Annotated in this window: 17 protein-coding genes and 1 tRNA gene; 6 read left to right on the forward strand and 12 right to left on the reverse strand. The window is 70.3% G+C overall.

The genetic code is table 11. From position 1 onward, the window contains the following. Nucleotides 1-77: 77 nt before the first annotated feature. Together QBE02_RS15620 and QBE02_RS15625 are read left to right on the forward strand one after the other, a co-directional pair. Nucleotides 78-1,139, forward strand: a complete 1,062-nt coding sequence (locus QBE02_RS15620; RefSeq protein ID WP_279366528.1) for a large exoprotein — start codon at nucleotides 78-80, stop codon at nucleotides 1,137-1,139. A gap of 149 nt (nucleotides 1,140-1,288) precedes the next feature. Next, nucleotides 1,289-1,364, forward strand: a tRNA-Ala gene (locus QBE02_RS15625). A gap of 172 nt (nucleotides 1,365-1,536) precedes the next feature. Here the strand turns inward: QBE02_RS15625 and QBE02_RS15630 are convergent. From QBE02_RS15630 to QBE02_RS15640, 3 genes are all read right to left on the reverse strand, one after another. Beyond that, a complete protein-coding gene (locus QBE02_RS15630; protein WP_279367906.1) occupies nucleotides 1,537-2,172 on the reverse strand; it encodes a DedA family protein in 636 nt (211 codons plus the stop codon). Nucleotides 2,173-2,382: 210 nt separating this feature from the next. Next, nucleotides 2,383-2,505, reverse strand: a complete 123-nt coding sequence (locus tag QBE02_RS16205; protein WP_347710267.1) for a VOC family protein — start codon at nucleotides 2,503-2,505, stop codon at nucleotides 2,383-2,385. A gap of 261 nt (nucleotides 2,506-2,766) precedes the next feature. Continuing rightward, a complete protein-coding gene (locus tag QBE02_RS15640) occupies nucleotides 2,767-3,207 on the reverse strand; it encodes a VOC family protein (RefSeq protein ID WP_279366529.1) in 441 nt (146 codons plus the stop codon). A 97-nt stretch (nucleotides 3,208-3,304) separates the two neighbouring features. Between QBE02_RS15640 and QBE02_RS15645 the strand changes: the two genes are divergently transcribed. Then, on the forward strand, nucleotides 3,305-3,895 hold the full coding sequence (locus tag QBE02_RS15645) for a LysM peptidoglycan-binding domain-containing protein (protein ID WP_279366530.1): 591 nt from the start codon (nucleotides 3,305-3,307) through the stop codon (nucleotides 3,893-3,895). A gap of 34 nt (nucleotides 3,896-3,929) precedes the next feature. On the opposite strand, the gene QBE02_RS15650 is transcribed toward QBE02_RS15645, so the two are convergent. The 6 genes from QBE02_RS15650 to QBE02_RS15675 form a co-directional block, all read right to left on the reverse strand. Next, nucleotides 3,930-5,516 (reverse strand): hypothetical protein, encoded by a 1,587-nt coding sequence (locus QBE02_RS15650; RefSeq protein WP_279366531.1) that lies wholly within the window; start codon nucleotides 5,514-5,516, stop codon nucleotides 3,930-3,932. Then, nucleotides 5,498-6,241, reverse strand: a complete 744-nt coding sequence (locus QBE02_RS15655; RefSeq protein WP_279367907.1) for an ABC transporter ATP-binding protein — start codon at nucleotides 6,239-6,241, stop codon at nucleotides 5,498-5,500. The genes QBE02_RS15650 and QBE02_RS15655 overlap by 19 nt, the downstream gene beginning before the upstream one ends. Nucleotides 6,242-6,388: 147 nt before the next feature. Next, the gene (locus QBE02_RS15660) at nucleotides 6,389-7,681 is read right to left on the reverse strand and encodes an ABC transporter permease (protein WP_279366532.1); all 1,293 of its coding nucleotides are present in this window, start codon (nucleotides 7,679-7,681) and stop codon (nucleotides 6,389-6,391) included. Next, the gene (locus QBE02_RS15665) at nucleotides 7,681-8,481 is read right to left on the reverse strand and encodes an ABC transporter ATP-binding protein (protein ID WP_279366533.1); all 801 of its coding nucleotides are present in this window, start codon (nucleotides 8,479-8,481) and stop codon (nucleotides 7,681-7,683) included. Before QBE02_RS15665 ends, QBE02_RS15660 begins: the two co-directional genes overlap by 1 nt. Continuing rightward, nucleotides 8,478-9,530: an efflux RND transporter periplasmic adaptor subunit gene (locus QBE02_RS15670; protein ID WP_279366534.1), complete on the reverse strand. Its 1,053-nt coding sequence runs from the start codon at nucleotides 9,528-9,530 to the stop codon at nucleotides 8,478-8,480. Before QBE02_RS15670 ends, QBE02_RS15665 begins: the two co-directional genes overlap by 4 nt. 222 nt (nucleotides 9,531-9,752) lie before the next feature. Continuing rightward, the gene (locus QBE02_RS15675; protein ID WP_279366535.1) at nucleotides 9,753-11,252 is read right to left on the reverse strand and encodes an amino acid permease; all 1,500 of its coding nucleotides are present in this window, start codon (nucleotides 11,250-11,252) and stop codon (nucleotides 9,753-9,755) included. Nucleotides 11,253-11,422: 170 nt separating this feature from the next. On the opposite strand from QBE02_RS15675, the gene QBE02_RS15680 reads away from it, so the two are divergent. Both QBE02_RS15680 and QBE02_RS15685 read left to right on the forward strand, forming a co-directional pair. Next, the gene (locus QBE02_RS15680) at nucleotides 11,423-11,770 is read left to right on the forward strand and encodes a histone-like nucleoid-structuring protein Lsr2 (RefSeq protein WP_144785634.1); all 348 of its coding nucleotides are present in this window, start codon (nucleotides 11,423-11,425) and stop codon (nucleotides 11,768-11,770) included. 49 nt (nucleotides 11,771-11,819) lie between these two features. Beyond that, complete coding sequence (locus tag QBE02_RS15685; protein WP_279366536.1) at nucleotides 11,820-12,317, forward strand: histone-like nucleoid-structuring protein Lsr2; 498 nt, start codon at nucleotides 11,820-11,822, stop codon at nucleotides 12,315-12,317. Between the two features lie 63 nt (nucleotides 12,318-12,380). On the opposite strand, the gene QBE02_RS15690 is transcribed toward QBE02_RS15685, so the two are convergent. Further along, nucleotides 12,381-13,454, reverse strand: a complete 1,074-nt coding sequence (locus tag QBE02_RS15690) for a Glu/Leu/Phe/Val dehydrogenase family protein (RefSeq protein ID WP_279366537.1) — start codon at nucleotides 13,452-13,454, stop codon at nucleotides 12,381-12,383. Nucleotides 13,455-13,694: 240 nt separating this feature from the next. On the opposite strand from QBE02_RS15690, the gene QBE02_RS15695 reads away from it, so the two are divergent. Next, nucleotides 13,695-14,171 carry a YbaK/EbsC family protein gene (locus QBE02_RS15695; protein WP_279366538.1) on the forward strand — a complete coding sequence of 159 codons (477 nt, stop codon included), beginning with the start codon at nucleotides 13,695-13,697 and terminating at the stop codon, nucleotides 14,169-14,171. Nucleotides 14,172-14,299: 128 nt separating this feature from the next. Here QBE02_RS15695 and QBE02_RS15700 read toward each other — a convergent pair whose 3' ends face one another. Both QBE02_RS15700 and QBE02_RS15705 read right to left on the reverse strand, forming a co-directional pair. Continuing rightward, nucleotides 14,300-16,252, reverse strand: a complete 1,953-nt coding sequence (locus QBE02_RS15700) for a glycogen debranching N-terminal domain-containing protein (RefSeq protein WP_279366539.1) — start codon at nucleotides 16,250-16,252, stop codon at nucleotides 14,300-14,302. Further along, complete coding sequence (locus QBE02_RS15705; RefSeq protein WP_279367908.1) at nucleotides 16,249-17,082, reverse strand: carbohydrate ABC transporter permease; 834 nt, start codon at nucleotides 17,080-17,082, stop codon at nucleotides 16,249-16,251. The genes QBE02_RS15700 and QBE02_RS15705 overlap by 4 nt, the downstream gene beginning before the upstream one ends. Between the last annotated feature and the right edge of the window lie 60 nt (nucleotides 17,083-17,142).

Consider the following 17,142-nt stretch of genomic DNA (forward strand, 5'->3'; position numbering starts at 1 on the left):
CGGTACGTGGCGAAAGTCTCGTCGCGACACGCCGGGGGATGCCGAGGTGTGATCTCTCGGTGACCTACCTTTATGGCATGGGTGGGCAGGTTCTCAGCGGCGGCGTGATCGTCTTCGTCGCGGTCGCGCTCTGGCTCGTCTATCTGCTTCCGTCGTGGCAGAGCCGTCACCGGTTCACCTCCGCCGAACGCAATGCCGTGCGTCTCAACCAGGCGCTGCGCGTGCTCGCCGAGACAGCCGAGACGCCCCGAGAGGTCCGGCTGGAGCTGACGGCGCGCACCGCCCACCAACAGCAGAAGCTCGCGCGCCAGATCCAGGCTGAGAAGGCCCAGACCGAGCTCGCCGCGGCCAAGGCACGACTCGAGGTGGCTCGTCTCGAGAGTGCCCGCGATCGCGATGTCGTCAAGGAGCAGCGTGCCGCGGCCGTGGACCTGGCTCGTGCCGAGCGTGCCGCGGCCGTCGAGGTCGCTCGCGCCGAACGCGCTGCCGCCCTCGAGAAGACCCGCGCCGAGCGTGCCGCTGCCGTCGAGCGCGCGCACGCGGAGCGCGCCGCGGCCGTTGCGCGCCCCGAGGCTCGTCGAGTCCGTGCTCGCCGCCGCTTCCGTCTGAGCGTGACCACGGTGGCCCTTGCAGGCCTTGTCGCCGCGCTGGCCGGCCTCGCGCAGGTCGTCACCGGGGGAGCGCCGGTGCTGCTCTCTCTCGGGTCGGTCGTCGTCGTGGCATCCCTCGTCGTCCTCCGCCGCATCTCGGTCGTGGCCGCCCGCACGGCGCCTGTGTCCGTTGCGACATCGGTGGCGACGCGCACGGTCGCGACCGAAGTGCAGGACGTCGCCCTCGTGCCCGAGCCGCGCCCCACGTGGACGCCTCGCGAGCTTCCGCGCCCGCTCGTCGCGTCGGCCGGGTCGCGTGCCGCCGCCGTGGTCGACGAGCAGATCGCCCGCGAGGCGCTGCGCGCCGCCGCCCGCGAGGAGGCCGCGCGCGAGCTCGCCGCCGAGCAGGCTCCCACCCCGATCGAGACGGCTCGTCCGGCCGCTGTCGCCCCCGCTCCGTCGCCGTATGCCGCGATGGGGTACGTCGACGACTCGGAGATCCAGGATCACGTTCAGCGGCTCCTGGCGCGTCGCGCGTCGGGGGAGTGACGTCGGCCCCTTCGCGGGTGCCGGGCGTGCTCCGTCGATCTCGCTCTCGACCGATGCTGTCAGCGGCATACGCCGCTCGTCGCGTGCCCGACGGAGTCGGTGCGCGTCGAGGCGGGCGCGAATGACGTGATAGTGTTTACGAGGTTTCCGGGCCTGTGGCGCAGTTGGTAGCGCGCCTCGTTCGCATCGAGGAGGTCAGGGGTTCGAATCCCCTCAGGTCCACCAGAACACCACAAGAAGGCCTCCGCTCAGCGGGGGCCTTCTTCGTTTGTCGACGGGATCTCCGGGGACGTGCGCAGCTCAGCGCGACGGGCCGGCGCCCTTGGGCCCCCTCCGCAGGCCGTGAGGAGCGAGGACTCAGGTGCCCTCGGCCGCTCGGCCGAAAGACGTCTCCGACTCAGTCGGCCTCCGCCGCGGCACGTGCCCGACGCGAGGCGACCGTCTTGCGCACGATCGCGATGATCACCGGCAGCACCGAGATCAGCACGATCACGATCATCAGCACGTCGATGTTGTCGACGATGAACGGGATGCCGCCGAGGAGCAGACCGATAAGGGTCATCGCCACGACCCAGAGCGTCGCGCCCAGGGTGTTCCACAGGAGGAACCGGCGGTAGCGCATGTGCGCGGTTCCGGCTGCCACCGGCACGTACGTCCGCACGATCGGCACGAAGCGACCGAGAACGAGAGAGCCGCCGCCGTACCGGGTGAAGAAACGCTCGGCATCGTGCAGACGCTGGGGGCGCAGCACGCGCGCGCCTTCGCGGAACAGGCGGCGTCCGAACCGGCGACCCAGCCAGTACCCGACCTGGTCGCCCAGGATCGCGGCGGGGATGCCGACTAGCAGCACCTGCCAGGGCTGGATGCCGAGAGGGCCGGCCAGGACCGCCGCGGTGACCAGCAGGGAGTCGCCGGGCAGGAACGGGAACAGCACGCCCGACTCGATGAAGATGAGCAGCGCGATGCCCCCGAGGACCCAGGGCCCGAAAGCGTGGAGGATCGACGCCGCGTCGGGCAGGATCCCGGTCGCCATGGCGACGGAGTGGGTGTTCACGGCAGGTTCGCTCCCCGATTCGATCCGGCGCGCGTGGGTTCGCGGGCGCCGGGGTCCGGGGCGACGCTAACGCACGCGCTCTAAGGAGTCGCCAAGAATCCAAGGATGAGCGGACGAAGCGCGGGTGAACGGCGGGCGGCGCGGCATCCGAAGCTTCCTCGAAACCGCGCCTGATGGCGCGGCCGGTGCCTACGACGCGGGCTCGGGAAGCCGCGCGCCCGCACGGATCTCCTGCAGGGCCCAGGAGTTGCCGTCGGGATCTGCGAAGAACGCGTAGCGCACCCCGCCGCCCATGTCCTGTACCGGCGTCACCTCGAGGCCCTTCCCCGCGAGGTCCGCGCGAACCGTCCAGGTCGTCGATCACCAGGTGCATGTTCGACACCGGCGTCCCAGCCCCCATTCCGACGCCGAAAGCGATCGAACAGGCGGAGCCGGGCGGGGTGAGTTGGACGGCACGCATGCCGTTTCCGGGGGAGACGTCGTGGTCGAGGACCAAGCCCACGACGTCGCGGGAGAACGAGATGCTCCGGTCGACGTCGGACACGGGCAGGGGGACCAGCTCGAGGCGCATGCTCACGAGCTCACGCTCCCGCTCTCGGCCCAGCCGCCGGGGGCGGCGATGTTGAACATCCAGGCCACGCCCCAAGGGTCGGTCACCTCGCCGTAGAGGTCGCCCCACATCTGCTTCTCGAGCGGCTGCACGACCTCGGCGCCGCGCTCGACGAAGCGGTCGTAGAAGCCGCGCACGCGATCGAGCTCGTCGCTCATGAAGGCCGCGTGCACGCGGTTCGCGCCCCAGCCGCCTTCGGGCTCGCCGAAGGCGTCGGCGCCCATCACGGTGAAGCCGTCGGCGCGCAGCTCGGAGTGCATCACGCCGTCGGCGGGGGCATCGGCCATGCCGAAGTCGCCGAACGTGCTGAACGTGAGCTCTCCGCCGAAGACCGATTCGTAGAAGGTCATCGCCTCGCGGGCGGCTCCGGCGAACGAGATGTAGACGACGAGCGAGGTGGCCATGAGGCATCCTTCCGGCGGCGGGTGGCGGCCCTCACCCTAGACCCGTGCGTGGTGACGGCGATGGCGCCCGACGCCGCCGCCTGCCATGCTCGAGACCATGAAGCCATCCGCCGCCAAAGTCATCGCCGGTGTCGTGTGCGGTGCGGTGGTCGTGGGACTGGCGGCATTGACGGTGCCGGCCTTCGCGCCGCTGGGGACGGTCGCCTCGGTGGCAGCGGGCCTCACGTCGTCGCTGAAATCGACTCCGAGCGTTTCGTCGACGCCGTCGGCATCCGCGGCGCCCGTCGATCCCTACGGGCCTCCCGAGGGGTACGTCCACGTCGGCAACGGTACGTACATTCCCGGTGGCGGCTTCGGCGACTGCGCGGAATCCGCCTACATCCACATGGGCAGTCAAGACGGACAGGACTTCACCGCGAGCCTGTTCGGGAAGCTGGTCGACACGGGCGTGAGAGAGTTCGCGGCGGGGACCCCCGCGTTCGCCGATGACGGGCGGATCGCCACCTACACGGTCGCCCCGGGCGATGTCCCCACGGCGATCGGCGACCGGTTCTGCATCTGGAACGGCATGTCCCTCACCACGCTCAACGGGATCCCGGGCAGCACCGCCATTCAGCCCGGTCAGGTGCTGGTGCTCGATCCCGCGGCCGTCCCGGGCTTCGTTTTCGACTATCCCTACGCCCGGTGATCGCCCGCCGCGCCCGGCACGTGGCATCCGGTCGTCAGGCGCCCTGGAACGCCCGCAGCTGAGCGAGCAGCGTCGGGGCTCCCGCATCGAAACGCTTGCCGCCGATGAACACGCCGCCCGCGAAGACGATCGCTCCCCAGAGCAGTCCGATCGCGAGCGAGACCCATCCGGCGCCCGTCACTCCGAAGAAGACGGCCATCACGGCGGGGATCACGGCGGGCAGCGCCAGCACGGCGACCAGAGCCCAGCACAGGAAGAACGCCAGGAACATCGTGAACGTCGACCCGGGCACGCGCTTGAAGGGCGAGTCGCCGGGGGCGGGCGTGGGAACGACGAGCAGGGCCGAGCTCACGGCACTGACACCGAGGCCGACCAGCGTGAGGCCCAGCGAGCCGCCGATGACCGCGGGGAGCAGCTCCCCCCTGCCGACGATCGCCAGCGTCACGACATCGGCGAGCAGCACGAGCGGGATGCTCACGGTCGCCGATCCGAGCATGCGCCCGAGACGGTCGGCGCGCCCGCGGATACCCGTCTGCAGCACCGTGGCGAAGGCGGTGCCGTCATACGACACGTCGGTGTACGCCAGGATGCCGGCGAAGAATCCGACCAGCAGGCCCGAGGCCGCGAAGAACGGCCCGTCGAGATCGCCGCGCGAGTAGACGAGGACGAGGACGGGGGCGAACGGTATCAGCAGCAACTGCCGCAGATACCGGAAGTCGCGCGTCCACGACGTGAGTGAGCGCGCCCAGGTCGCCCCGACGGGACTCGAGGGCATGACGCCGAACCACCCCAGCGATCCGGACCGGCGACGCGTAGCCACGCGTGCCGGAGGACCGACGAGGGATGCCGCCAGGCTCCGCCGCCAGAGCACCCACAGCAGCGCGAGGGTGGCGACCGCGATGACGAGCTTGAGGAGCCCCGTGATCCACGCCCCCGCGGCGAGGTCGCCCGGAACGGCCCACGCCGCGGCGACCGGGGTCCACGACAGCGCCGAAACGACGGTTTGCAGCTGCGCCCCCTGCTCGCTCGCCGAGAACAGCAGGTTCGTGACCCCGATGAAGAGCGGACTCGCGAAGATGACGAGGGCGAACCCGACCAGACCCACGACCTCGCGCGTGCGGCGGCCCCCGCCGATGCCCGCGGCGAGAGCGGCCACCGCGCGCGACGCGACGACGCAGATCACCACGCCGAGGGGGACGCACACGACGGCGGCCACGGCCGCGGCCGGGTAGCGGGCCCAGACGAGGAACACGGCGAGGGATCCGATCGCGGTGGTGATCCCGGGCACGCCCGTGAGCCCACCCGCGGTGATCGCGACCATCATCTGCCGAGTCGTCATCGGGAACGGTGCGAGCTTCGCGGGATCGAGGGTGGTGTCGAGCCCCGCGGCGAAGATCGGTCCCACCACCCACCCGAGGGTCAGCACCGCGCCCGCCAAGGTGATGACGGCACGCGCGATGTCGAGGTCGAGCGTTCCGACGAAGAAGAGGCCGGCGCCCGCGAGGAACAGCATCCAGACCGCACCGATGACGCCGAAGATGAAGCCGACCAACTGCATGGGGCTCCGCGACAGGGTGTTGCCCAGCACGCGGAACCGGATCTTCAGGACTGTCGCAACCACTGCGGCCCCTCCGCGTGGTGGCGCCCGCCGACCAGCTCCACGAAGCGGTCCTGCAGGGTCTGTCCACCGCGGACCTCGTCGACGGTCCCGGATGCCAGCAATCGGCCCTGCGCGATGATGGCGACGTGGTCGCACATGCGCTGCACGAGGTCCATCGAGTGGCTCGAGACGATGACCGTGCCGCCCGAGGCGGTGTAGCCGCGCAGGATGTCCTCGATGTTGGCCGCCGACACCGGGTCGACGGATTCGAAAGGCTCGTCGAGGACGAGCAGACGGGGGGCGTGCACGAGAGCGCAGGCGAGGGCGACCTTCTTGGTCATGCCCGCGGAGTAGTCGACGACGGGCGTGCCCGCGGCCTCGGCGAGGTCCATGATCTGCAGCAGGTCGGCCGTGCGGGCGCCGACCTCCTCGCGCGTGAGGCCGAACATCATGCCGGTGTAGGTGACGAGCTGCTCGCCGGTGAGCCGGTCGAACAGGCGCACGCCGTCGGCGAGGTTGCCGATGAGCTTCTTCGCCTCGACCGGGTGGGTCCAGACGTCGACTCCGTGGATGCCGACCGTGCCGGCATCCGGCCTCAGAAGTCCCGTCGCCATCGACAGCGTGGTGGTCTTGCCCGCTCCGTTGGGGCCGACCAGGCCGTAGAACGACCCGGTCGGGACGACGAGGTCGAGGCCTTCGACCGCGACCTTCTGACCGAAGCGCTTGGCGAGACCGGTCACCTGCATCGCCGGACGGGAGTCGGTCGAGGCGCGGGGCGCGACCGCCTCGGGCAGGGCGGACGGCGGGGGGACGTCACGAGGGATGTCGGTCACTCCTCGAACCTATCGGCGGGCGGCGGGGCATTCCCAGCCCCGCTGCGCAACTCTGCGTTCTCAGTACCGGATGGCGTCGATGACCTTGACCCGAACGGCGACGAGGGCGGGGAGCAGCCCGGCGATCGCGCCGACGACCGTGGCGGCGACCAGCCCGGTGACGGCGGCGTCGACGGGGAAGGGCGGGAAATCGCTCACCATGCCCTGGCCGATCAGGTCGCGCGTCGCGGGGGACTGCACGACGAGGATCGACACGATCACCCCGACCGCGCCGGCCACCACGGTGGCCACCACGCTCTCCATCATCACCGCGAAGAACACCCGGCCCGCGGTCGCCCCGAAGCTGCGCCGGATGCCGATCTCGCGCACGCGCTGCTTCACGGTGACGAGGGCGATGTTCACCAGCCCCAGAGCGCCGAGCAGCAGCACGAGCACGGCGATGCCGATCACGACGAGCTTGGTCACCAGGAACGGATCGTCGCCGTACGTCGCCCAGTCGTTGCGCGCGGCGTCGACCGAGACGTTCTCTCCGAGGGCTCCCGCCAGGTCGCGCTTGATGACCGTCGTCAGCTGATCGGAGATCTCGGGCGGAACCCACATCTCATACTGCGTCTGCGGAGCACCCTGGCCGTAGGGATCGGTGGCCGCGGCTCCGGCACCGCGCTCGCCGGTGGCGGCATCCTGCATCGCGGACAGGTGATCGGCGAGCATGAACATCGTCGGCTGGGTCTCCCACGTCGCCGCGGGCACCACCCCGACGACGACGGCGGTCGTGCCGCCCGCCGGAATCCCGGATGCCGCGTGGGGGACGCCCTGCCCACCCAGCGCCACCACGGGGTGACTCGAGAGGGGAGGATTCCCCATCCGGTCCCAGAACACGCTGTTGACGATGAGGCGCGGCGCGAGCTGCTGCGCGTCGAGGGTCGTGAACCACTCGCCCTCGGCCATCTGCACGCGGTGCATCTCGCCGTAGGGCTGATCGACGGCCTGCGCGACGACCTCGACCGCTCCGTCGGGGAACGGCACGAGCTGCGACACGCTCTGCACACGGGTGGCGTACGACACCCCGTACCGATCGAGGACCTCGGCCCAGGCGGCATCCACTTTCTTCGCGTCGAGGGCCACGCCGTCGGTCCGGAAGGCGGCGACGTGCAGCGTCGCGGGGCGACCCGACGAGCGCTCGCTCAGCTCCTGGTTGGCCTGCTGCACGATGGCGCCGAGGGCGACCACCGTGGTCAGCGAGCACACGGCGACCGCGACGCCCACGAGCGAGAGCAGGACGCGGGTACGGTGCACCCGCACCTCTTGCCACGCTTCGAGGAGGGCGCCGACGAGGGCGGTGAGCGCGCGCATCAGGCGTCGCTCCGTTCCGCGCCGCCGAGCCCGAGAGCGGCGAGGGCGTCGGTCGGCTCCTCCTCGGTCGGACTCGCCTCGCGACGGTCTCGGCGTGTGAGGGGTTCGAGCGTCGGATCGTCCACGGCCGTCAGGACTCCGCGGTCGAGACGGAAGTGCCGACGGGCGCGGCGGGCGATGGTGGGGTCGTGCGTGATGATCACCTGCGCTGCGCCCGTGCGTTCGGCGACGTCGTCGATCAACTCCATGACGCTCTGGCCGGTGTCGAGGTCGAGCGCGCCGGTCGGTTCGTCGGCGAGGATCAGGCGCGGGCCGCGGACGAGGGAACGGGCGATGGCCACGCGCTGCTGCTCTCCGCCCGACAGGCGGTCGGGCAGGCTGCCCAGGCGGTGCTCGAGCCCGACGAGCGCGAGCATCTCGGCGGCGATCTTCTTGCGACGCCAGAAGGTGCGGCCCGTCGCGTACAGCAGGGGCATGGTCACGTTCTCGAGAGCGGTGCGCCCGGGGAGCAGATTGAACTGCTGGAAGACGAAGCCGATCGCCGCACCCCGCAGACGGTCGCGCTGGGCCGCGGAGTACTCCTTCACCGGGCGGTCGTCGAAGGTGATCTCACCGCTCGTGGGCTTGTCGAGCAACCCGAGCATGTTCAGCAGCGTCGATTTGCCCGACCCCGAGCGGCCGACGATCGACACGTGATCGCCGGGCTCGATGACGAGGTCGACACCGTTGAGGATCGTCAGGGCGGGCTGATCCTGCGGGATCACCGTCCGGGTGACCTCGCGAAGCGCGAGCAGGCTCACGAGGCTGTGGCCGGATCGCAGTACATCGAGCCGTCCGGATACACCGTGCACCCGTCGTCCACCGGTGCCATCGCGCCGGGTGCGAACTCGAGGATCTCTTCTCCCTCGGTCAGCCCATCGGTGATCTGCACCTGCGTGCCGTCGGTGAGGCCGAGCGCGACGGCGCGCTCCGCGGTGGTGCCGTCGGGGCTCGAGACCCACACCGTCCCGCTCTGGGCGGCGCCCCGGACGGCGGTGGTCGGAACCAGCAGTACGCCCTCGGCGCGTCCTCCCGCGAGGGTCATCTCGGCGGCCAGGCCCGAGAAGACGGTGACGTCCCCGGGAACGGTGCAGGTGGCGGTCGTGCCGGATGCCGCGGAGCCCGCGCCGCTCGTCCCGGCGGCGTTCCCCCCGGTCGCGGCGGAGTCGCCGCTCGTGCTGCCGGCCAAGGGGGTCGTGATGCGGAGGTTGCCGCAGGTGAACGCCGCGGGTCCTCCGGTGATGGTCACGGAGGCCTCGGTGGGCCGATTCAGCAGCCGGTACTGCTGGGCCGGCTCGAGGCTCCCGGTGACCGAGAAAGTGGGGGGAGCGACGGTCCCGGCGGCGGCGCCGATCGTCACGTCCTGACCCGCGATGACGGCGAGAGAGCTCAGCGTCCCCGCGGCGGGCGCCGTGACGTCGACGTACCGGTAGATCGCGGGCTTGGGCTTGCCCTCGGCATCCACGCTGTCCGCGGGGTCGCGCTCGATCGGCACCTTGACGGTGAAGACGACATCGCCCTGGGCGACCGTCGCGCCTTCGGCGACGAAGATCTTGTTCACGGTTCCGGCGGCTGTCGACTTCATCGGCACCGCCGCGTCGGCCGTGACGGTCGCCTTGACCACCACGTCGTTGGTGATGGTGCCGAGAGCGGCGATGGCGCGCGGCTCCACGATGGCCCCGGTCGGTTGCGCGGGCGCCGCGTCGGCCAGCCGATCCGGGAAGAATGCCAGCTTGATCAGCGCTGCCGCCACCAGGGCGACCAGAAGAATGCGCAGAATCGGAAAGACCCACGCGCGTGCGATCCCCATGAAACCCCCCGGAACAGAATCGTCGTCGAACGTCCTCACCCTAGGGGGAGGGGTGTATCGGCGACGTATCGCGCACGGCAGACGAGGGGCGGGACGCCGGGCTCAGCCACGCGAATTCATCCAGAAGGATGGCGGCGTCATCCGCCGGAGGGGAGACGACGGATGCCACGCCCCCGAGCGTTCTCGGAACGACGGGGGCGTGGCATCCGGTGTCTTATCGGGTCACTCCTTTGGAGGGGAGACCACGTTCGGCTTGGTCGGGTCGAGCGGCGCTCCGGTCCCGACACGGGCGTGGCTGCGCGAGTACGCGAAGTAGATCGCGAAGCCCAGGGCCAACCAGATGAGGAACCGCAACCACGTCTCGACCGACAGGTTGAGCATGAGGTAGGTGCAGATGGCGGCCGAGAGGATCGGCAGGACCGGGCTCCACGGCACGCGGAATCCGCGCTTGAGGTCGGGGCGCTTGCGGCGCAGCACGATCACGCCGATAGAGACGAGCACGAACGCCGACAGGGTGCCGATGTTGACCATCTCTTCGAGGATGCCGACGGGCGTCAGACCCGCGACGAGGGCGACGATCACGGTCACCACGATCGAGATGACCCACGGGGTACGGAAACGCGGGTGCACCTTGGCGAGAGCGCCGGGGAGCAGTCGGTCGCGCGACATCGCGAAGATGATGCGCGTCGCGCCGATGAGCAGCGTCAGCACCACGGTGGTCAGACCCGCCACGGCGCCCGCGGCGATGACCGTCGCCATCCACGTCTGGCCACGCGACGCGAACGCCTCGGCGAGGGCGGCCTTCGGGTTCAGCTCGTCGAAGGGCACCATGCCGGTCACGACCACGGCGACGGCGCAGTAGAGGATCGTGCAGATGACGAGCGAGGCGATGATGCCGATCGGCAGGTCGCGCTGCGGGTTCTTGGTCTCTTCGGCCGTCGTCGCCACGACATCGAAACCGATGTAGGCGAAGAACACCAGGGCTGCACCGGCGAGGATGCCCCCGACGCCGAACGTCGCCGGCTCGAGGCCCGAGAGGAACTGCAACAGCGGCTGGGTGAGACCGGAGGCCGACTCGGTGGGGACCGACGGCGGGACGAAGGGGGTGTAGTTGGCCGGATTGATGAAGAGGATGCCGGCCACGATGACGAACAGCACGATGAAGAGTTTCACGGCCACGAGCACGAGGTTGACCCGGAGGGACTCCTTGATGCCGACCGTCATGAGGCCGCCGAGGACCAGGACGAGAAGGATCGCGGGCACATCGACGACACCGCCGGAACTCACCGCCTCGGGCAGGACGATGCCGAGTTGCTGAAGGAAGGTGCTGAGGTAGGCGCTCCACCCCTGGGCCACGACGCTCGCGCCGAGGAACATCTCGAGGATGAGATCCCACCCGATGATCCACGCGAAGAGTTCGCCGAGCGAGGCGTACGAGAAGGTGTACGCCGATCCCGAAACGGGGACGGTGGAGGCGAATTCGGCGTAGCACATGGCCGCGAGACCGCACGCGATCGCGGCGATGACGAAGCTGATCACGACGGCGGGGCCGGCGACTTCGTTGGCGGCGCGACCGGTCAGGGTGAAGATGCCCGCGCCGATCACGACGCCGACTCCGAAGACGGTCAGGTCGACGGCGCTGAGGGACTTCTTGAGTCGGAACTCCGGCTCATCGGTGTCGGCGATGGATTGCTCCACCGACTTGGTTCGGAAAAGACTCACGCGACGCATCCTCTGTCTCAAGCGATGTCCAGGGAGCGAACACCACCCAGGGAGGATAGTCCCCCGACGGGCACGGTGCCTATCTTCGGGGAGGGCTCGACAGCCGCGCCTTTATCAGAGATGTCTAACGCGGGAAATTCATTGAATACGGGTGTAAGGTTTTTCGTATTATGGCTATGAAGCACATCACGCACCTCGTCGACGACCTCGACGGCTCTGTTCTCGAAGACGGCCAGGGAAAGCAAATCACCTTCTCCGTCGAAGGTCGCGCTTACGAGATCGACCTCTCCGACCGCAATGCGGACAAGTTCTATTCGGCGATCGCCCCGTTCGTGGATGCCGCTCGTTCGGTGTCCCGTGGCAATTCGGCCGCGCGACGCCCCCGTGCTGCTCGCCGCTCGAACGACGTCGATCTTGGTGCTGTTCGGGAATGGGCGCGCGCGAACGGACACACCGTGAGCGATCGCGGTCGCGTTCCCGCGACGATTCTCGACGCGTACGCCGAGGCGAATTCCTGAACCTCGTTTGTTCTCCTCTCGGCCGGGCGTGAATGCGACGGCCGAGAGAATGACGCTGTTCGCCCCCGCGCTTGTCGCGTGCTGCGTCACCCGCGTGGATTCGCGGACGCGCCGCGCAGGGCGGGGGTCGGTGAAAGCCGGCGAGTCGGCGGGTGAATTCCCAAATCGCAGCCCGGAATGCGCCTCGTCGGCGGCTTATGGTCGCGACATGGCGAATGAGCACATCACGGAGACGATCGACGACCTCGACGGTTCGGTCATCGAAGACGGAATGAGTGTGACCTTCTCTCTGGAAGGGCGTTCCGATGAAATCGATCAGTCGTCTGACAATGCACACAAACTGCGCGACGCCTTTCGGCCGTACATGACGGCCGCGCGCCCGGTCGGTTCTTCTCCGTCTCCTCCGCGACGCACCCCGCGCGGGCGGGCCATTCCGACCCGAGATGTGATCGACGTGCGTTCCCGGACACAGAAGAACGGTTTCCCGATCACTGATCGCGGACGCATTTCCGCCACTGTCCTCGCGGCATCCGACGTCGCGCATTAAACCCCCGAACGCGAAGAACCGGATGCCCCGTCGAGGCGGCATCCGGTTCTTCTTTTCTTCCGGTCAGACGAGCGCGGTGCGTCCTGCGCCCGCGGCGAGTCGCTCCGCGGCGAGTCCCTCCGCTGCCGCGAGCGGGGTCACGCCCCGGTCCGCCGCCTCATCGAAGACGCGGCGGACGGTGTCGCCGATGCCGGCGACGCGCCCCATGATGTCGTCGAGGCTGCCGCGCTCCTTCGCCACCAGGTCGAGGTAGATGACCCCGCCCGCGTTGACGACGAAGTCGGGCGCGTAGAGGATGCCCCGGGCGGCGAGACGGTCGGCGCCGGAGCGGTCGGCCAGAGGATTGTTCGCGGGACCGCAGACGGAGCGGGCGTCGAGGGCGTCGATCACGTCGTCGGTGAGCACCCCGCCGATGCCCGCGGGAACGAAGACGTCGGCGGGAATGAGGTGCGCCTCGCTCGGCTCGACCCACGCCGCGTCCAGTTCGGTCGCGAGAGCGCGCTTGGCGGGATTCACGTCGGTGACGGTGAGAACGGCGCCCTCGCCGGCGAGACGCTCGGCAAGGCGGCTGCCCACCTGGCCGAGACCGGCGATGGTGACGCGGCGCCCGGCCACGGCGCCGGTGCCGACAGCACGCTCCAGGGTCGCGACGAGCGAGGCGTACACGCCGAGGCTCGTGGGACCGGCCGGTTCACCCGAGCCGCCGACCGTGTCGGGGAGCCCGACCACGTGCGCGGTGCGCTCGCTGACGACGAGCATGTCCTCGGTGGTCGAACCGACGTCTTCGGCGGTGCGGTACAGCCCGCCCAAGCTCTCGACCGCGTCACCGAGGTCGAGGAACGCGGCGCGGCGCCGGTCGGCGTCGAGCACGGTGCCCTCGGGCAGTCCGATGACCGACTTGCCTCCGCCCGCGTCGAGGCCGGCGGCGGCATTCTTGAGCGTCATCGCGGCCGAGAGGCGGAGCGCGTCGCCGAGCGCATCGGTCCACGACGGATAGGTCCACAGGCGCGCGCCACCGAGAGCGGGGCCGAGGACGGACGAGTGCAGGGCCACGGCGACGAACAGACCGCTGCGTCGCCCCGTGATCACCTCCACGCGTTCGTGGGTGAAATCGGGCAGGGGCAGAGCGGTTTTCATCGCGTTCCTTGTCGTCGGTCGCCTTGTGGGCGGCACTGTGCGGATGCCGCGGCGTTGCGGCATCCGGGATCTATTCTGACCCGTCGGCGGGCGTCACGCGAGCGGCCCCGCGGCGCCTCGGCCGAGACCACACGATCCGCGCGAGCGCACACGCGCGGGACGCTCTCGAACGGGTGATCTCACGCGGATCGCGTGCGTTCGCGCCCGGCCCGTGGCGGGGCTCGCTCTAGGCTGTCGGGCATGACCGACGCCCTCCCCGCCCGTAGTCGCCTGGTCGCCGCCGCCCTCGAGGAGACGGGCATCGCCGGGCGCATCGTCGTGCTGCCGGATGCCGCGTCGACGGCTGCGCTCGCCGCCGCCGCCCTCGGTGTCGAGGTCGGCGCGATCGCCAACAGCCTCGTGTTCTGGAGCGACGACGAGCCACTGCTCGTCATGACCAGCGGCGCGCACCGGGTCGACACGGCGGCTCTCGCCGAGCGGCTCGGGCGCGGCGGCATCCGCCGGGCGACCCCCGAACAGGTGCTCGCGGCGACCGGCCAGCCCATCGGGGGAGTGGCGCCGACCGGCCACCCCGCGCCCCTGACGACGGTGGTCGACGAGGACCTCGCGGCGTTCCCCGAGATCTGGGCCGCGGGCGGCACGCCGCACACGGTATTCCCGCTGACGTTCGACGAGCTGGTGCGGTTGACCGGCGGGACGGTGACGCGGGTCGTCTGAGCGGGGGCCCGGCGCGGCGTCTCGCCGTGGCCCCGGGGCCATCTTCGGCGCCCCGGGGCCCCGTTGAGCGCCCCATGAAGAGGGAAGGGCCGGGCGGCGGCGGTTCGGGGCGGCGCCGCCCGGCGGGCTCACACCCCGGGGGCGGGTGTGAGGGCTGTGAGGCAGACCACCGCGGCGGCGGCTGACCACGCCTGCGGACGGCAGGCGGCGGGGTAAGGCGTCGGCACCGACGAGTGGGTACGCGGGTCGCCCGCGTGCAGCTCGGGCACGCGGTACGCGAAGCCCGAGGCGGCATCGAGCAGTCCGTCGACGACAGCGCGTGCCTCGTCGTGCAGGCCCGCGCGCAGCATGCCGTGCGCGGCGATGGCGGTGTCGTGCACCCAGACGCTGCCCCCGTGGTACGACAGCGGCCAGTACCCGGCGGCGCCGGTCGACATGGTTCGGATGCCGTATCCACTCGACATGCTCTCGCCGAGCAACAGCTGGGCGACGTGCGCCTCTTCTTCGGCCGACAGGATGCCGGTGCCGAGCAGGTGTCCGATGTTGCTCGTCAGCGTGTCGACCGGACGCTTGTCGCGGTCGAGCGCGACGGCGGGGTAGCGGCCCTCGGGCGTCTCGACCCAGTACGTGGCGGCGAAGCGCTTCTTGAGGTCGGCGGCCCAGGAGCGCCAGAACGCGGCGTCATCGGCATCCGCCCCCTCGCCGAACTCCTCGAGGAGGTCGGCTCCGGCCAGGGCGGCCTCGTACGCGTACGCCTGCACCTCGCACAGGGCGATCGGCCCCTCGGCGAGACTGCCGTCGCGCCACTGGATGGAGTCGCCCGAGTCCTTCCACCCCTGGTTCGACAGGCCCGTGCCCATGCGGTCGATGTAGTCGAGGAAGCCGTCGCCGTCGCTGTCGCCGCTGTCGCGGATCCAGCCGAGGGCGCCGCGGAGCGTCGGGAGCAGCTCGCGCACCTCGGCCTCGGGCATGCCGGCGCGCCAGGCGTCGGCGAGCAGGCAGATCCACAGCGGAGTCGAGTCGACGCTGCCGTAGTACTTCGGGGGCAGCACGATGCCCTCGCCGGGGATCTCGAGCGCCGAGGCCCGCAGCTCGTGGAGGATCTTGCCCGGTTCCTGCGCGGTCTGCGCGTCGTCGTCGGCGCCCTGGAGGCGGGCGAGGACACGCAGGGTGGATGCCGCGATCTCGCGGTCGAGCGGGAGCGCGAGCCGCGCGGCCCAGATCGAGTCGCGGCCGAAGAGCGTGAAGAACCACGGCGCTCCCGCGGCGAAGAACTCGTCGTCGGGATGATCGGGGAGCACGAGCCGCAGGGCGTCGAGGTCGTCGAGAGCGGTGCGCAGCCATCGCGACAAGCGCGGGTCGGGGGCGCTGGCGGAGACGGCCGCGGCATGCCACCGCACGGGAGCGGTCGCCGAGCCCACGACGAGCGTGTCGTCGCGGAGCGTCAGCGTCCAGCCGATCTCGGCGGCGCCGAAGGGCGCGATCTCGACGTCCCACTCGGCCTCGAGGCCATGATCGGCCGACGCCACTCGGGCGCCCGGAGCGACGAGTTCGAGGCCCTGGGCGCCGGCATCCACCCGGATCTTCTCTCCCTCGACCACGGTCTCGGCGTTGCGAGCGGAGGCGTGACCCGACTTCACCTCGTGCAGCTGCGCGAACTCGGGAGTGAGCACCAGGCGCAGCGTGGTGCGGATCGGCTGGTCGACGCGCGAGTGCAGGGTCCAGGACTCGCTCACCACGCCGTCGTCGACGCGGCGGTCGCGCAGCAGGCGCACCTTCGGGTCGGGCGTGGTGTCGTCGAGGCCGCGGAGCAGCCCGCCGAAGACCACGCGCGAGGCGCCATCGGGGGCGGTCGAGATCCACTCGATCGGCGAGCCGTCGCAGCGGGAGGTGAGCGCGCGCACGTGTCGCACGTCACCGTGGTAGACGCCGTGCACCGCACCCGCGCCCATGTCTCCCGTGCCGTCGGACCACACCTGGGTGGGGGCCCGCAGCACGATGAGCGCATCGCTGAGCAGCGGTTGCAGGGGAGGGGAGTCGACCGTCGTCCCGGCAGGCGAGGTGGTGGGGGCGGTGGTCATTCTTTGACGGCTCCTTCGCTGGCGTTCATGATGCGGCGCTGGAAGATGAAGAACACCACGGCGACCGGGATCGTCATGATGGCCGCGGCCGCGAGTTTGAGGGGGAACTGACTGCCCTGGCTGAGCTGACCGCTGGCCAGCGACGCCACGCCCTTGGTCAGGGTGGTGAGCTCGGGGGACTGGGTGGAGATGACGAAGTGGCTCAGCTCGTTCCACGATCCCTGGAACGACAGGATCACGATCGTGATGAGCGCGGGCCGAGCCATCGGCAGCACGACCGACCAGAAGATGCGGAACGTGCCCGCTCCGTCGATGCGCGCCTGCTCCTCGACCGAGGGCGGGATCGACTCGAAGAAGTTCTTCATGATGAACACGCCCGCGGCATCCACCAGCAGCGGCAGGATCATGCCCGCGTAGGAGTCGTAGATGCCGAGCTGGTTGATGACGAGGAACTTGGGGATCAGCAGCACCACGGTCGGCACCGCCATCACCGCGATGAGGGCGGCGAACACGATCCCGCGCCCGCGGAACTGCAGGCGGGCGAGCGCGTACCCGGCGAGGGAGTTGAAGAACACCCGCCCCGCGGTGACGAACACGGTCACCACGACCGAGTTGCCGAACCACACGGGGAAGTCGGAGTTCAAGAACAGTCGCTCGTAGGCCGCCCACGTGAAGGGCTGCGGCGCGAGCGAGATCGGGTCGGCCGCCGCCGCGGCATCCGTCTTGAACGACGTCGCCACCTGCACGAGGAACGGATAGATGTAGATGACCGCGAGCACGATCAGCAGGACGTAGAGACCGATCTGCCAGCGCAGGGCCGTGGCCGACATGCGGTGCTTCGCGGGCTTGACGGGTCCGCCGATGCGCTGCTCGGCGAGGACGGTGGTCTG

The sequence above is a fragment of the Microbacterium testaceum genome, from assembly GCF_029761935.1.
In the GTDB taxonomy this organism is placed as follows: Bacteria; Actinomycetota; Actinomycetes; order Actinomycetales; family Microbacteriaceae; genus Microbacterium; species Microbacterium testaceum_A.

Coding starts and splice junctions, on each gene's coding strand:
- QBE02_RS15655 (WP_279367907.1), bottom strand. CDS start 6,241: ATGCAGGTGACCGGTCTCGCCAAGCGCTTCGGTCAGAAGGTCGCGGTC.
- QBE02_RS15685 (WP_279366536.1), top strand. CDS start 11,820: ATGACGCTGTTCGCCCCCGCGCTTGTCGCGTGCTGCGTCACCCGCGTG.
- QBE02_RS15670 (WP_279366534.1), bottom strand. CDS start 9,530: ATGGGGATCGCACGCGCGTGGGTCTTTCCGATTCTGCGCATTCTTCTG.
- QBE02_RS15660 (WP_279366532.1), bottom strand. CDS start 7,681: ATGCGCGCGCTCACCGCCCTCGTCGGCGCCCTCCTCGAAGCGTGGCAA.
- QBE02_RS15680 (WP_144785634.1), top strand. CDS start 11,423: ATGGCTATGAAGCACATCACGCACCTCGTCGACGACCTCGACGGCTCT.
- QBE02_RS15700 (WP_279366539.1), bottom strand. CDS start 16,252: ATGACCACCGCCCCCACCACCTCGCCTGCCGGGACGACGGTCGACTCC.
- QBE02_RS15690 (WP_279366537.1), bottom strand. CDS start 13,454: ATGAAAACCGCTCTGCCCCTGCCCGATTTCACCCACGAACGCGTGGAG.
- QBE02_RS15620 (WP_279366528.1), top strand. CDS start 78: ATGGGTGGGCAGGTTCTCAGCGGCGGCGTGATCGTCTTCGTCGCGGTC.
- QBE02_RS15630 (WP_279367906.1), bottom strand. CDS start 2,172: ATGGCGACCGGGATCCTGCCCGACGCGGCGTCGATCCTCCACGCTTTC.
- QBE02_RS15645 (WP_279366530.1), top strand. CDS start 3,305: ATGAAGCCATCCGCCGCCAAAGTCATCGCCGGTGTCGTGTGCGGTGCG.
- QBE02_RS15695 (WP_279366538.1), top strand. CDS start 13,695: ATGACCGACGCCCTCCCCGCCCGTAGTCGCCTGGTCGCCGCCGCCCTC.
- QBE02_RS15705 (WP_279367908.1), bottom strand. CDS start 17,082: ATGTCGGCCACGGCCCTGCGCTGGCAGATCGGTCTCTACGTCCTGCTG.
- QBE02_RS15640 (WP_279366529.1), bottom strand. CDS start 3,207: ATGGCCACCTCGCTCGTCGTCTACATCTCGTTCGCCGGAGCCGCCCGC.